The organism is Pseudomonas reidholzensis (genome assembly GCF_900536025.1).
Classification (GTDB): Bacteria; Pseudomonadota; Gammaproteobacteria; order Pseudomonadales; family Pseudomonadaceae; genus Aquipseudomonas; species Aquipseudomonas reidholzensis.
On record NZ_UNOZ01000017.1, the window covers coordinates 213,370 to 226,979 of the forward strand.

General features: G+C 63.8%; 12 protein-coding genes and 1 riboswitch. Of the genes, 8 read left to right on the forward strand and 4 right to left on the reverse strand.

The features are described from left to right. Window positions 1–12 precede the first annotated feature (12 nt). Window positions 13–609, reverse strand: coding sequence for a TetR/AcrR family transcriptional regulator (locus tag CCOS865_RS13290; RefSeq protein WP_119141480.1), 597 nt, complete (start codon window positions 607–609; stop codon window positions 13–15). Between the two features lie 92 nt (window positions 610–701). On the opposite strand from CCOS865_RS13290, the gene CCOS865_RS13295 reads away from it, so the two are divergent. The 4 genes from CCOS865_RS13295 (at window position 702) to CCOS865_RS13310 (ending at window position 5,881) form a co-directional block, all read left to right on the forward strand. Further along, window positions 702–1,301, forward strand: coding sequence for an NAD(P)H-dependent oxidoreductase (locus CCOS865_RS13295; protein ID WP_119141482.1), 600 nt, complete (start codon window positions 702–704; stop codon window positions 1,299–1,301). Between the two features lie 577 nt (window positions 1,302–1,878). Further along, window positions 1,879–2,385, forward strand: a complete 507-nt coding sequence (locus CCOS865_RS13300) for a sigma-70 family RNA polymerase sigma factor (RefSeq protein ID WP_119141484.1) — start codon at window positions 1,879–1,881, stop codon at window positions 2,383–2,385. Then, window positions 2,382–3,359: a FecR family protein gene (locus CCOS865_RS13305; RefSeq protein WP_119141485.1), complete on the forward strand. Its 978-nt coding sequence runs from the start codon at window positions 2,382–2,384 to the stop codon at window positions 3,357–3,359. The genes CCOS865_RS13300 and CCOS865_RS13305 overlap by 4 nt, the downstream gene beginning before the upstream one ends. 92 nt (window positions 3,360–3,451) lie before the next feature. Next, window positions 3,452–5,881 (forward strand): TonB-dependent siderophore receptor, encoded by a 2,430-nt coding sequence (locus CCOS865_RS13310; protein WP_119141487.1) that lies wholly within the window; start codon window positions 3,452–3,454, stop codon window positions 5,879–5,881. A gap of 7 nt (window positions 5,882–5,888) precedes the next feature. On the opposite strand, the gene thpR is transcribed toward CCOS865_RS13310, so the two are convergent. After that, window positions 5,889–6,434, reverse strand: coding sequence for an RNA 2',3'-cyclic phosphodiesterase (gene thpR / locus CCOS865_RS13315; protein ID WP_119141488.1), 546 nt, complete (start codon window positions 6,432–6,434; stop codon window positions 5,889–5,891). Window positions 6,435–6,649: 215 nt separating this feature from the next. On the opposite strand from thpR, the gene lpxO reads away from it, so the two are divergent. The 3 genes from lpxO to CCOS865_RS13330 all read left to right on the forward strand — a co-directional run bounded on the left by lpxO (window position 6,650) and on the right by CCOS865_RS13330 (window position 8,659). Beyond that, complete coding sequence (gene lpxO, locus CCOS865_RS13320) at window positions 6,650–7,549, forward strand: lipid A hydroxylase LpxO (RefSeq protein WP_119141644.1); 900 nt, start codon at window positions 6,650–6,652, stop codon at window positions 7,547–7,549. 116 nt (window positions 7,550–7,665) lie between these two features. Further along, the gene (locus tag CCOS865_RS13325; RefSeq protein ID WP_119141490.1) at window positions 7,666–8,010 is read left to right on the forward strand and encodes a carboxymuconolactone decarboxylase family protein; all 345 of its coding nucleotides are present in this window, start codon (window positions 7,666–7,668) and stop codon (window positions 8,008–8,010) included. 79 nt (window positions 8,011–8,089) lie between these two features. Continuing rightward, window positions 8,090–8,659 carry a GNAT family N-acetyltransferase gene (locus CCOS865_RS13330; RefSeq protein WP_119141492.1) on the forward strand — a complete coding sequence of 190 codons (570 nt, stop codon included), beginning with the start codon at window positions 8,090–8,092 and terminating at the stop codon, window positions 8,657–8,659. Window positions 8,660–8,761: 102 nt separating this feature from the next. Here CCOS865_RS13330 and CCOS865_RS13335 read toward each other — a convergent pair whose 3' ends face one another. Beyond that, entirely contained in the window at window positions 8,762–9,508 is a 747-nt protein-coding gene (locus CCOS865_RS13335) for an outer membrane beta-barrel protein (protein ID WP_119141494.1), read from the reverse strand. Between the two features lie 162 nt (window positions 9,509–9,670). After that, window positions 9,671–9,876: riboswitch (cobalamin riboswitch) on the forward strand. A gap of 112 nt (window positions 9,877–9,988) precedes the next feature. Here CCOS865_RS13335 and CCOS865_RS13340 point away from each other — a divergent pair. Continuing rightward, window positions 9,989–12,115 (forward strand): TonB-dependent receptor, encoded by a 2,127-nt coding sequence (locus CCOS865_RS13340; RefSeq protein WP_119141496.1) that lies wholly within the window; start codon window positions 9,989–9,991, stop codon window positions 12,113–12,115. 391 nt (window positions 12,116–12,506) lie between these two features. On the opposite strand, the gene CCOS865_RS13345 is transcribed toward CCOS865_RS13340, so the two are convergent. After that, entirely contained in the window at window positions 12,507–13,376 is an 870-nt protein-coding gene (locus CCOS865_RS13345; RefSeq protein WP_208644528.1) for a DMT family transporter, read from the reverse strand. Between the last annotated feature and the right edge of the window lie 234 nt (window positions 13,377–13,610).

Below are 13,610 nucleotides of genomic sequence, written 5' to 3' on the forward strand. Positions count from 1 at the left end.
GGCGTGCCTGATTCAATGACGTCCGACCATCGCCACGATGGTCGCCTGCAACTCCTGCTTGGCCTCGATGGCGTCGAGCTCGCCACCTGCCGCGGCCAATGACAACGCCTCCGCCGCCCCCAGCAACACCCGCAACCCCGCCGCCCCGACATCACCACGCGCTGCGAACGGCGCCAGGGCCAGCCGGCACTTCTCCAGAAACGGCCCCTCATACGCCCGCTTGAGCGCCTCCATTTCCGGCGAGCCGGCCAACGCCGCGCTCACCCCAGGAATCTCCCGCCCCTGGGTCATGACGCAATCGACATAGGCCTCGGCAATCACCCTCGCACGGCTTTCAAGCGTGGCCTCGGCGCACGCCAAGGCCGTATCGAGCATGGCCGTCTGGCGCGCGTCGTACTCCTGATACAGCGCCACCAACAACCCCATGCGCGTCTCGAAATGGTCATAGACCACCGGCTTGGTGACCCCCGCCTGCTCGGCCAGACGCCCCAGGCTCAAGGCGTCGGTGCCTTCCTCGCGGACCATCTGCCAGGCCATGTCGAGCAACTGCCGGCGCCGCTCTTCACGCGACAGGCGTTTACGTGGGGGGGATTTGTCATCGCTTGACATCGACTACCTACCAAAAGTAACTTACCAACGGTAACTTACCTTGAGTATATAGCCCTCATGGCTATCCCGCACCCCTCCCTGGAGCGTCCCGCATGAAAGCCTTGATCGTCATCGGCCACCACGACCCCGACTCCCTCACCCATGCCCTAGCCCAGCAGGTCGCCGAAGGCTTGGCCAGCGCCGGCCACAGCAGCGAAATCGCCGACCTGGGCAAAGAAGCCTTCGACCCGCGCTTCAGCCTCGCCGACCATGCCGTGCACCGCCGCCTCGGCTCACCGCCCGCTGATGTCCTGGCCGAGCAAGCGCGTATCGAACGCGCCGACGCGCTGGTGCTGGTCTACCCGATCTACTGGTGGTCCTTGCCAGCGCTGCTCAAGGGCTGGGTCGAGCGGGTATTCAGCAACGGTTGGGCGTTCGACTACCACGCCGATGGCAAGCTGATCAAAAAGCTCGACGGCCTGCCGGTGCACCTGGTCGGTGTCGCCGGGGCCGACGCCGCTACCTTCGAACGGCACGGTTACGGCCACGCCATGGCGACCCAGATCGAACATGGCATCTTCGACTACTGCGGCGCGCGGGTGCTCGGCTCGACCCTGCTCGCCAACAGCGAAAGCCAAGACAACCAGGCCAACCTGGCCCAGGCTCGGCAAGTGGGCCAGCGCCTGTTTGCCCACGCCGAGGCCGTCGCCTGATAGCAACAGCTCACCGCCATCGCGGGGCCAGAGCGGCAAACACAAATCCTGGCGCTACCACGCGGTACTGCTCTCATAAACCAGCGAGAGCGCAGCGATTCGCCAGCCGTTGCCGTTGCCCTGGCCCTTGATCTCGATCTTGATCTGGCCCTTGATCTGGCGTGTGATCTTGATCTACCGCGACTTCAGGAGGCCGAACGGAGGTCTTGCGGAGCGAGGTGACGGCCAGGAAGGCCGGCAAGGGCTGCGGGCCAGGAAGGCCCGTACAGCCCGGTCCTCGCGGGAGCAAGGCCGGAGTGAGGGAACCCGTAGCGCAGCGGAGGGCCGGATGCAGGAGCCAAGACCTTTTGGTTACTTTTGGGGCGTTTGCCAAAAGTGACCCGCCGTAAGGGCGGAAGGGGCCAGTGGCCGCGCCACACCCAATGGATAAGCCCACCCATTCCACCGCACGGGGATGCCAGCCCAGTCCCCCCCCGCCCCCCCCACCGTACCCCACCAATTCATCCCCCCCATTGCGATACCCCAAACGACCCAGCTACCATTGAGAACGATTCACACTCACACCGGATACCAGGCGTTGGACAGCACCTCGACCCGCAAGCTGGGCTTCTTCTTCAGCGACCACCACCGCTGGCTGCTCCAACACATCCACAAACGCCTGCGCAACCGCGCCGATGCCGAAGACACCGCAGCCGAAGCGTTCTGCCAGATGCTCGGTGCCCGCGTCGACCCCGACAGCATCGAGCAACCCCGCGCCTACCTCTCGACCATCGCCCGCCGGCTGATCTTCGACCGCCACCGCCGCCGGCAACTCGAGCTCGCCTACCTCGAGCGCCTCGGCCACCTGCCGGAGCAGGTCGCCCCCTCGGCAGAAGAACAGCTGCTGCTGATCGAAGCTTTGGTGAGCATCGACCAGGTGCTCGACGGCTTGCCCGTGATCGTCAAGACCGCCTTCCTCTACAGCCAGCTCGACGGCATGAGCTACGTCGACATCGCCGCCAAGCTCGAGCTGTCCGAACGCACCGTCAGCCGCTACATGAAACAAGCCCTGCGCCAGTGCTACCTGAGCGAGCTGCAACCATGAGCAGCCACCCGCTGGACAGCGTCACCGAGCAGGCCATCGACTGGATGGTCGAACTCAACGCGCGCACCCCCGATGCCGCATTGCTGCGCCGCCTGGAGCACTGGCTGGGCCAGGACCCGCGCCACCAGCAGGCCTGGGATAGGCTGCAGCAGCGCCTCGGCCGCCCCTGCGCAGCCTTGCGCGCGCTCGACCAGCGCGCCCCCGGCCAGGCCGGCGAGGCCCGTCGGTTGTTGCTGCAACCAACCCGCTCGCGCCGCGACGTGCTGCGCAGCCTGGCCGGCCTCGGCCTGCTCGGTGGCGGCCTGTGGGCCGGCTGGCGCAGTGACAGCGCCCAGGCCTGGCTGGCCGACCTGCACACCGCCGCCGGCCAACGGCGCACCTACACCCTCGACGACGGCAGCCGCCTGAGCCTGAACAGCGCCAGTGCCGTCGACCTGCTGTTCGATAGCCAGCAACGCCTGGTGGTCCTGCGCCACGGTGAGCTGCTGATCCAGGTCGCCAGTGACCCGCGTCGGCCGTTGCGCGTGCGCACCGCGCAAGGCCAGGTCGAGGCCTTGGGTACGCGTTTTCTGGTCAGCCAGGAGCCCGCCGCAACGCGGGTCGTGGTGCTCGAGCACAGCGTGCGTGCGAGCCTTGTCGATGGCCGCCATCAGGACCTGCAACAAGGCCAGGCCGCGCTGTTGCGGCCCAGCGGCATCGAGCGCCTGGGCGGCGAACAGCAGCAACGCGCCGCCTGGCTCGACGGCAAGCTGGAGGTGCTCGATGAGCCACTGCACGCGGTCATCGACGCCCTGCGCCCTTATCAGCGCGGCTATATCCGCCTGGCACCGACGATCCGTGACCTGCGCGTACAAGGGGTATTCCCGCTCGACCAGCCGCAGCAGGCCCTGGCGGCACTGGCGGAGACGCTGCCGGTCGAGCTTGAAAGCTACGGCCCGTGGCTGACCTTGATCGGGCCGCGCCGTTCTAAGTGAAAATATTTTTGAAAATCATTAGCAAGCGTGTCCGGTTTTCATTTCTCGTCCCACCTATCTCCTGACAGCCAATTCGAAATCGGGAGAACACCGTGCACAACAACTGGCCCCGCGCCCTGCCCCTCGTCGTCGCCCTGAGCAGCCTCAGTGCCCTCGCCCAGGCGCAGACCTTGTCGTTCAACCTGCCGGCGGCAAGCCTGGCCACCACGCTCAACCGCATCGCCAGCCAGAGCGGCCACATCATCGCCCTGGAGCCCGAACTGGTGCGCGGCAAGCAGGCGCCCGCAGTGGTCGGCCAGATGAGTGCCGAACAGGCCATGCAGGCCGCCCTGGCCGGCAGCGGCCTGCAATTGCGGGTCACCGCCAGCGGCCACTTCAGCGTGGCCCCGGCCAGCCTCGGCGGCGACGTGATGGAGCTGGGCGCGACCAGCGTCACCGACAACTACCTGAATGCCACCAGCGAAGGCAGCGGCTCGTACGCCGCGCGCGCGGTAACCCTCGGCAAGGGCACCCACACGCTCAAGGAAATCCCCCAGTCGGTCACCGTGATCACCCGCAAGCAACTCGACGACCAGGGCATCACCGACCTCAAGGACGCGCTCAACCACACCACCGGTATCGTCGGCGCGCAAGGCATCGGCCCGGGCATGGTGATCACCTCGCGCGGGTTCCAGATCGACGACTGGCAGTACGACGGCGTGCCGATCCCGCGGAACAACTACTCGCTGGGCAACTGGGCCACCCAGGACCTGGTGTTCTTCGACCGCGTCGAGATCCTGCGGGGTTCCTCCGGCCTGCTGCAGGGCACCGGCAGCCCGGGCGGCGCGATCAACCTGGTGCGCAAGCGCGGCCAGGCCGCACCGACCGTGAGCATTACCGGCAAGGCCGGCTCGTGGGACCACTACGGCCTGCAACTGGACGCCGGCGGGCCGCTGACCAGCAGCGGCAACGTGCGCGGGCGGGTGGTGGTCGACGAAGACCAGAGCGACAGCTTCATCGACTACCAGTGGAGCAAGACCCACTCGCTGTACGGCGCACTGGACATCGACCTGAACGACTCGACGACGATTGGCGGCGGCATCAGCTACAGCCGTGAGCAGTCACGGCCGATGCTGCGCGGCATCCCCCGTTACACCACCGGCAAGGCCGTGGACCTGCCCCGCTCGACCTACACCGGTGCCCGCTGGAGCCGCGCCGAAACCGACGCCACCACCTACTACCTCGACCTGGAGCACCGCTTCAACGACGACTGGGCGTTCAAGGCTGCCGCCGTGCGCATGGACGAGACCAACACCTCCACCCACCAGCGCGTGCAGTCGAGCGGCCAGGGCGTGGCCGCCGATGGCAGCGGCTTGACCTACGCCGACTGGATCACCGACTTCCACAACACCAAGCTGGGCCTGGACATGAACGTGGTCGGTCACTTCGACACTGGCGCCCTGGCCCACGAAATCACCCTGGGCGGCAACTACTCGAAGCTGACCTCGGATGACGCCTACTGGCGCAAGTTCAGCCCCACCACCGACAACCTCTTCGACATCGACCACGACCGCCCGGAGCCGAGCCGCGACAGTTTGCTCGCCGGCCCAATCGGTCGCCACAACAAGGCCAGCTATGACATTCGGCAGAAGGGCCTGTACGGCGCCTGGCGCATCAAGCCAACCGAGGACCTGACCCTGGTCGTCGGCACCCGTGTCAGCTGGTTCGACTACAGCTGGGATTCGATCGACTTCAACAACCCGACCGACGCCGGCACCCGCTATCCGACCAGCCGCATGACCGAGTCGGGCGAAGTGACCCCGTACGCCGGCTTCGTCTACGACCTGACCCGCGAGTGGTCGTGGTACGCCAGCTACACCGACGTGTTCACCCCGCAGACCGAGCGTGCGGCCGGCGAAACAGCGCTCAAGCCGATCATCGGCAGCAACTACGAGACCGGCTTCAAAGGCGAACTGTTCGATGGCCGGGTCAACACCTCGATCGCGGTGTTCCGCTACGACCAGGAAAACCGCGCGGTCACCGACATGAACTCGGAGTGTGGCGACTATTTCTGCTCGATGGCCTCGGGCAAGGTGCGCAGCCAAGGTGTCGAAGCCGAGATCAGCGGTGAAGTGGTCAGCGGCCTGCAACTGTTCGCCGGCTACACCTACAACACCACCAAGTACCTCGACGATCCGGACAACGAGGGCCGCACGTTCAGCCAGTGGACACCCAAGCACATGCTGCGCACCTGGGCCGACTACACCCTGCCAGTGGACGGCCAGCGCTGGAGCACCGGCCTGGGCTTCACCACCCAGAGCCACACCCTGGGCTACGAAAGCACCTACACCGTGCCGGGCTACACCGTCTGGAGCGGCCGCGTGGCCTACCAGCTGACCCCGGAAATCAACCTGGCGGTTAACGCCAACAACCTCTTCGACAAGAAGTACTGGGTAGCGGGCTTCAACCAGCTCAACGGCAGCAACAACTACGGCGAGCCGCGCAACTTCATGCTGACGGTCAAGTACACGCCGCAGTTCTGAACCCGGCTCAGTCCGCCAGGGGCCACTGCGCCAAGGGCCAGTATCGGCCCTTGCGCGACTCGAAGAGGGTGAAGTGGCGGGCCGTCAGGTAGAAGTCCGCTGCCGTGCTGGCCTCCGGCACCTGGCCGTGAAAATCGCGTGACAAGGTCAGGTGCGGGCGGTATTCGCGCTGTTGCTGGGCAATGCCCAGGGGCAGCGCCGCTTGCTCCAGGGCATAGACCAACTGGCGCAAGGCCGGTGGGGTTTCGCTCGCTTCCAGCACCAGCACGCCCGGCCGCGGCCAGACCTGCAAACGGTCCAGCACCACCCGTAATGGCCCGCCAGGGCGCTTGAGGTTGTCGACCGCAGCGCACAGCGCGGGCACCTGCGCGGCCTCCACATCGCCCACGAACAGCAAGGTCAGGTGGAAGTTTTCCGCCGGCACCGGCTTGCCACTGCGCAGGTTCAGTGCACGTCGCCAATGCGCCATCTCGCGGCGCTGCGCATCGCTGACCGTGAGGGCAAAGAACACCCGCTTGAACGGGGTGCCGCTGGGTCGGGCTTCCTTGGCCATGGGGGCTCCAGAATGATGGGACGGGTGCCCTGAGTGTACCGTTTCGCTGCGCATTCCAGGACCAAAGCGCGAGTTGAAACGTTTGCGCACGCTGCAGGCCATTACACCAAAGTCCCCCAGCGCAGATGTAACAAGAAGTACAAAGTCGTTTCACGATTGTTTATGCTGGCGGGCTCACGCCATGGCGCATGGCCATTTTCGACAAGTGTCCGTTCATGAAAATCGCACTCGTACTCCTCTTCGTCCTCTCGATCGCCTATGTTCACCTGCGCGGTCGGGTTCGCCACAAGCTGACGCGTCAGCTGGGCGACCACTCCAGTTTCCTCGCCCCGATCAACAGCTTTCTGTACCTGTTTTCCCGGCACCCGGCCACGCCTTACCTGCCGGTGGAGGCCTTCCCCGAGCTGCAGCCGCTGAAGGACCATTGGCAGGAGATCCGCGCAGAAGCCCAGCAACTGCTGCACGTCGGCGAAATCAAGAAGTCTGAAAACTATGACGACGTCGGGTTCAACTCGTTCTTCAAGAGCGGCTGGAAGCGCTTCTACCTCAAGTGGTACGGCGAGAGCCACCCCTCGGCGATGAGCCTGTGCCCGCGCACCACCGAGCTGCTGCAAGGCATCGGCACGGTCAAGGCGGCGATGTTCGCCACCCTGCCGCCGGGCGCCAAGCTGGTCCGCCACCGTGATCCGTACGCCGGGTCGTATCGCTATCACCTGGGCCTGGACACGCCGAACGACGACGGCTGCTACATCGACGTCGACGGCGAGAAGTACGCTTGGCGCGACGGCGAGGCGGTGATGTTCGACGAGACCTACATCCACTACGCCGCCAACACCACCGAGCACAACCGGATCATCCTGTTCTGCGATGTCGAGCGCCCGCTCAAGTACCGCTGGGCGACAGCCTTCAACCGCTGGTTCAGCCGCAAGGTGATGGCCGCCGCCGCCGCGCCCAACGATGCCAATGACAAGACCGGCGGGATCAACCGCCTGTTCACCCGCATCTACAAGATCCGCGAGCGCGGCAAGGCGCTGAAGAAGCGCAATCGCACGCGCTACTACCTGGAAAAATGGCTGGTGGTCGCAGCCTTGGTGCTGGTGTTCATTTACATCTGACAGCTCGGTCGGCGGCGCTGGCGAAGGGCTATCGCCGTCCGACCATCGTCACCCTTCCCTGCGCCCACCTTCGACTAGCCTGAAAGCTCCTGACGCAACCTCACAAGGTGAAGACAATGAGCATGATGGACTGGGACGCCTACCGTAAGCAGTTGATGGCCGGGATCGGTGATCTCAAGCAACTGTCTCCCGACACCGTGGCCGGCTACATGACCGCCAGCGGCGCGGGCGCCAAGACCAATCACCTGGACGCCAAGACCCGCGAGCTGATCTCCCTGGCCGTGGCGGTCACCACCCGCTGCGACGGCTGCATCGCCGTGCATTCCAAGGAGGCGGTCAAGCACGGCGCCAGCCGCGAGGAGATCGCCGAGGCGCTCGGCGTCGCGGTGGCGATGAACGCAGGCGCCGCGCTGGTCTACTCGGCGCGCGCACTGGATGCCGTGGCCAAGGCCACCGAGTGAGTCACTGCCGGCGTCGTCGCCCTTGCGCGACGACGCCGCGCCCACCAGACTTGGCGGCCAAGCCCGTGCAGGAACCGCCATGATTCACATCCGCCCGATGACCCCAGAAGACTTTCCGCGCTTCTGGCCAACCTTCGAGACCATCGTCCAGGCCCGCGAAACCTATGCCTTCGATCCGCAACTGAGCGTCGAGCAGGCGCGCCAGCTGTGGCTCGAGTTGCCGCTGCACACGCTGGTCGCGGAAGAAGACGGTGAGCTGCTCGGGTCCTACTACCTGAAGGCCAACGCCGCCGGCCCAGGCGCGCATGTCGGCAACTGCGGGTATATGGTCTGCCCGGCTGCGTGTGGGCGGGGTGTGGCGAAGCTGATGTGCGAGCACTCGCAGAAGCTGGCGCGCCAGGAAGGTTTTCTGGCCTTGCAGTTCAATTCGGTGGTGGTGACCAACGAGGTGGCGGTGGCGCTGTGGCACAAGCTCGGCTTCGAGACGGTCGGGCGGTTGCCCAAGGCCTATCGGCATGCCCGGTTGGGGCTGGTGGATTGCCTGGTGATGTACAAGTGGCTGGCCGATGAGCCGGTGGTGGAGAAGCCTGCGCTGCTGATCGGGCGCAAGAACATCGAGGCGCGGGTGTCGCGTAGACGGGGGCGTTGACGGTCCGATTTGCGAAGTCTTTACCGGCCCTATCGCGGGCAAGCCCGCTCCTACAGGGTGCAGCGCAAATGCCTGTAGGAGTGGCGATTCAGCCTGCCAGCATCAGAACGCCAGGCCTACCTTGACGCCGAACTCGTCACGCTTGAGCTTGGTGTTGTCGGCGACCGGCGAGTCTTCATCGAGCTTGTACTCGGTGCGGGTGTAGTACACCCCGGCGTAGATCGGCAGGCCGCCCTGCTGGTTCATCAGCAGGCTGACTTCGGCGTACGGATTGGTGCGGTCCTTCATGTCCACGGTGTCGCTGCCGAAGTCATCGACCTTCAGCTTGGCACGGCCATCGAGGGTATGCCGGGCGCCGACTTCGACGCGCAGGGTCGCGGCATCGAACTGGTGGTTGTAGCCCAGCGCAGCCTTGGCGAACGGCGACTTGTAGGTCAGCTCGGTGTCCAGGCCGTTCAGCTCAGGCTCGAAGCGCGACCAGCTGTAACCGCCACCCACGGTGAGGTCGACAAAGTTGCGCGCGTCCAGCGCGGCGCGCCAGCCCAGGTCCAGGTCGAGCTGGGCTTCCTTGAGCTTGTTGTCGTTTTTCTTGCCATACTTGGCGTGGCCGCCCACCTGGTAGATCAGGCCGGATTCGGCCGTCATCTTGTTGCCAAAGTTGGCGAACACGCCGCCTTGACCCAGGTGATCCTTCTCGGACTCCGAGCCGCCTTCGTACTTGAAGGTGTCGTAGCTGCCGAGCAGGCCGAAGGTGAACTGCGGGTCGGTGCTCGGGGCGGCAGTGGCTGCCAGGGGCGCACCGAGCAGAGCGAACAGGCAAGCGTGGCGCAGCGGATTACGGGTGAACATTCGTGGCAGTCTCCATGACGTGAATGTTGATGACGATCGAGCGCTTCGAGACAGCCCTGAGCAAAAAAGTTCGAAAAAAAAACAGTAAAAACGCGTAACCCTGCGCCACGTCACAAAAATCTGCCCCAGCCGAACGATTGACTGGCCCTCCGTTCGATGGTCAGATGCGCGCCAGTTTCAGGTGTCCTGCGCCGCCGTGCGCAGGGTGAAACGGGAAGCCGGTGCGTCGTTTCGTACGACCAGTCCGGCGCTGCCCCCGCAACGGTAAGCGAGTGAACCCTTCGACAGACCACTGTGCGCATGCATGGGAAGGTGAAGGTTTCGTGCTCCTCGCAAGCCCGGAGACCGGCCTGCAACTTCAGTTGGCAAACCCGCGGTGGGCGGGCGCAGGCCGGTTTGCGCGTGCGCGCCTGCGTGCGTGTCTGCTCGTCTTTGCGTTGTTTCCACCGGGATCCATTCTTCCTGCGACAGTGGAACGACATGTCCCGTATCAACACGCTACACACCCTGGCGGCCTGCCTGGCCGTTTCCCTTCCGGCGCTGGCCGAAGAGCACCCCGGCAACGTGGTGGCCCTGCCCTCCACCGCCGTCACCGATACCCGCGACGCCCCGGCCGTCGACCTCGCCACGCCGACCCAGGCCGGCTCACGGCTGGGCCTGAGCGCCCTGGAAACACCGGCCAGCACCACCAGCATCACTGCCGAGCAGATCCAGCAGCGCAGTAACCTCACCGTACAGGATGCGGTCACCCGCTCACCGGGCATCACCTTCATCGGCACGCCCGGTGATGGCGGCACGGCGCTCTCCGCGCGCGGCTTCACCGGCCACGGCTCGGTGATGACCCTGTTCGACGGCGCGCGGTTGTACACCGGTGCCGGCACCCAGACCTTCCCGGTCGACCCGTGGATGGTCGAGCGCATCGAGGTGCTGCGTGGGCCGGCGTCGGTGCTCTACGGCGAAGGTGCCACCGGCGCGGTGGTCAACGTGATCCCGAAAAAGCCGTTTGCCGGCGAAGTCCGCAATCACCTGCGCCTCGGCTACGGCTCCTGGGACCGCCAGCAGCTCGGCCTGGACAGCGGCGGCAGCCTCAGCGAGCGCCTGAGCTATCGGCTCACCCTCAACCAGCAGCAAGGCAACGGCTACGTCGCGCGCGGCGACTCGCGCAACCTGGCCCTGAGCGCCGCGCTGCGCTTCGACGCCAGCGACGACTTGAGCTTTACCCTGGCCCACGAGCGCGGTGACGCCGAGCCGATGAACTACTTCGGCACCCCGCTGATCGACGGCCATTACCGCGACAGCGTGCGCGACAAGCAGTACAACGTGCGCAATGCTGTGCTGCGCTACCACGACGAGTGGACCCGGCTGAACACCGACTGGACCCTCAGCGACAGCGTCAGCGCCAGCAACCAGCTGTTCTACATCAAGGGCCGTCGCCACTGGCGCAATGCCGAGAATTACAACTGGGACGCCGACCGAGGCCAGTTGCTGCGCAATGGCTTCCTCGAGATCAAGCACGCCCAGGAGCAGATCGGCGACCGCCAGAGCTTTACCTTCGACCATGCGCTGTTCGGGTTGAACAGCAAGACCGTGGTCGGCGCCGAGTACAACAAGATCCGCTTCAAGCTGACCAACAACTCGCCGTTTAACGATATCGGCGGCGATTACATCGACCCGTGGCAGCCGGACCCGGGCTGGTTCGACAGCGCCACTGCGTTGCAGCCCCGCACCCTGAGCACAACGCACACGGTCGCGTTGTTCGCCGAGAACCGCACCCAGCTGACCGAGCGGTTGTCGCTGGTGACCGGAGTGCGGCGCGACCAGAACCACATCGACCGCGACAACCTGGTCGACGGTACGCGCAGTGACCGCAGCCTGAGTGGCGGCAACTGGCGTGCAGGGCTGGTGTTTGCGGTGAGTGATGATTTGTCGCTGTATGGGCAGTACTCGACCAGTGAGGATGGCGTCAGCAACCTCATCAGCCTCAGCCCTACGCAGATGAGCTACGACCTGACCGAGTCGAAGCAGACCGAGCTGGGGCTCAAGCAGCGCTTCTGGGAGGGGCGCGGGGAATGGACGTTGGCGGCGTATCACATCGTCAAGAAGAAGCTGCTGGTGGATGATCCGATTACCCACGAGAAGCAGCAGGCTGGGCAGCAAAGGTCGGATGGGGTGGAGGCCAGTGTGGAATTGGCGTTGGCCAATCAGTGGCAGGTTTCGGCGAATGCTGCGGTGGTGCGGGCCAAGTATGACGACTTCGATGAAATGGTCGACGGTGTTGCCATGGATCGCAGTGGCAAGCGGCCGGACAACGTGCCGCGACGCAGTGCCAACCTGTGGGTGAGCAAGGGGTTTGGGCAGGCGGTGGATGCGGGGATTGGGCTGCGCTATGTGGATGCGCGGTTTGTGGATACGGCCAATAGTCAGGGGGTGCCTGGGTATACCGTGGTGGATGCGGATTTCGGCTGGCAGGTGCTGCCGGATGTGCGGTTGGGGTTGCAGGTGAATAACTTGCTGAACCGGGATTATGTGGTGGCCGCGTATAGCGGCGAGCAGTGGTTGTTGGGGGCGCCGCGGTCTTACTTTGCTACGGTGGATTATCGTTTTTAAGGTCGCTAGGTCCGGTTAGAGACCGTATCAGGGCCTCTAGGTGCATGCCTTGCGGCCTTGTGGCGTGCTCAAGATCGAGCGCCGCCCGCGCGGCGCTTCGCGGGGCAAGTCGGATCGCCGCACCGCCGCTCCCACATTTGTTGCAACGTGCCATGGCCTGTGAGAGAGGCGTTGCCAGCCTTGGTGCATGACAAAAGCCTGATGAGAGGCAATCAGGGCAGCCTCAAGATTGTCGTCGTACAAACAAGGCTAATACAGCGGTCTGTCAGGCCATGGTGCGTTGCAACAAATGTAGGAGCGGGCTTGCCCGCGATGCGCCGCGCGGGCGGCGCTCGATAGTGAGGGCGCTAGAGAAGCCCGCGGCATGCACTTGGCCGCCATGAGCAGCATCTCAACCATAGGCATGAATCAAACCGGCACCGAATACCACTGAAAGAATACCCACCACCTGCAACGCAGATAGTTTTTCACGATAGATAATGCACCCCAATATGGCTGCTATCCCTCCAGACAAAGTGCTTATCACAGTAACAACCGAAACTGCGCCATGGGTTGCGCCTATTGAAAAAGCAAAAAAACCCGCCAAATTGCACAAGCTCGCAGCGCACAGCGCCCCATACGTAGTCGCGACGAAGGTGCGTCTCTCCCGCATAAAGTGAAATAGCTCTCTCCATAAAAACAGCACACCTACCAAGTAGGCAAGCCATAGCATGGTGACCGGCCCCAGTGCGGGCAGTGAATATTTTCCTTGAACCCAGAAGCTCAACCCGTAGCACAGCGCAGCGATCAGCGCGAAAATTACTGAAGGCCTCGCTCGCACCTTGTGCATTTCGCCACCAGAATCACTCTTACCACTGACTAACAGCACACCCATCACGCAGGCAGCGATACCCGACAACTGCCAGATAGATAATGATTCGCCTGCTAACCATGCGAACAAAGTCGTGAAGACGCCATAGGTCGTTACCAGCGGTGCCACAACTGATGTCTTCCCAATTGCGAAAGCTTTCGCAAGTGCTAGGGCTCCGAAAACGGTGCACATGGCGGCGAGAATACCGAACAGCCAGGCGTGAATCGAAGCGTTTACGAAACGCCCCGCTTGGTCCTTCGATGTCACCACTATGACACTCATCAGGATCAAGCCTAACGCCTGTCCAACAAAAACAGAGCACCGGACGCCAACCTTTCTTGCATTCATGCCCACTAAAAAATCAGTAAGCCCCCAACATACTGCAGCCAACAGCCCCATTGATACATCCAAAGCCCTATCCCTAAGGTCAGCGCCTTAGGCTGCGAGCTGTACTAAAGCATTTCTTCCTTTTCATCGAGGAAAGCGCTTCTTTGCTGGCGACCCAAAGCTTGTGGAAAAAAATCCATACGAGTTAAAAGCGGCATTACAGGCAATGTCAATAGCGCAAATATCAATAACACCAACAAAACAACACTATAGGAAATATCCTACGACACTTGCATTCCAGCCCTACATTAAGGCTCA

Coding starts and splice junctions, on each gene's coding strand:
- CCOS865_RS13335 (WP_119141494.1), bottom strand. CDS start 9,508: ATGTTCACCCGTAATCCGCTGCGCCACGCTTGCCTGTTCGCTCTGCTC.
- thpR (WP_119141488.1), bottom strand. CDS start 6,434: ATGGCCAAGGAAGCCCGACCCAGCGGCACCCCGTTCAAGCGGGTGTTC.
- CCOS865_RS13290 (WP_119141480.1), bottom strand. CDS start 609: ATGTCAAGCGATGACAAATCCCCCCCACGTAAACGCCTGTCGCGTGAA.
- CCOS865_RS13325 (WP_119141490.1), top strand. CDS start 7,666: ATGAGCATGATGGACTGGGACGCCTACCGTAAGCAGTTGATGGCCGGG.
- CCOS865_RS13295 (WP_119141482.1), top strand. CDS start 702: ATGAAAGCCTTGATCGTCATCGGCCACCACGACCCCGACTCCCTCACC.
- CCOS865_RS13330 (WP_119141492.1), top strand. CDS start 8,090: ATGATTCACATCCGCCCGATGACCCCAGAAGACTTTCCGCGCTTCTGG.
- CCOS865_RS13340 (WP_119141496.1), top strand. CDS start 9,989: ATGTCCCGTATCAACACGCTACACACCCTGGCGGCCTGCCTGGCCGTT.
- lpxO (WP_119141644.1), top strand. CDS start 6,650: ATGAAAATCGCACTCGTACTCCTCTTCGTCCTCTCGATCGCCTATGTT.
- CCOS865_RS13305 (WP_119141485.1), top strand. CDS start 2,382: ATGAGCAGCCACCCGCTGGACAGCGTCACCGAGCAGGCCATCGACTGG.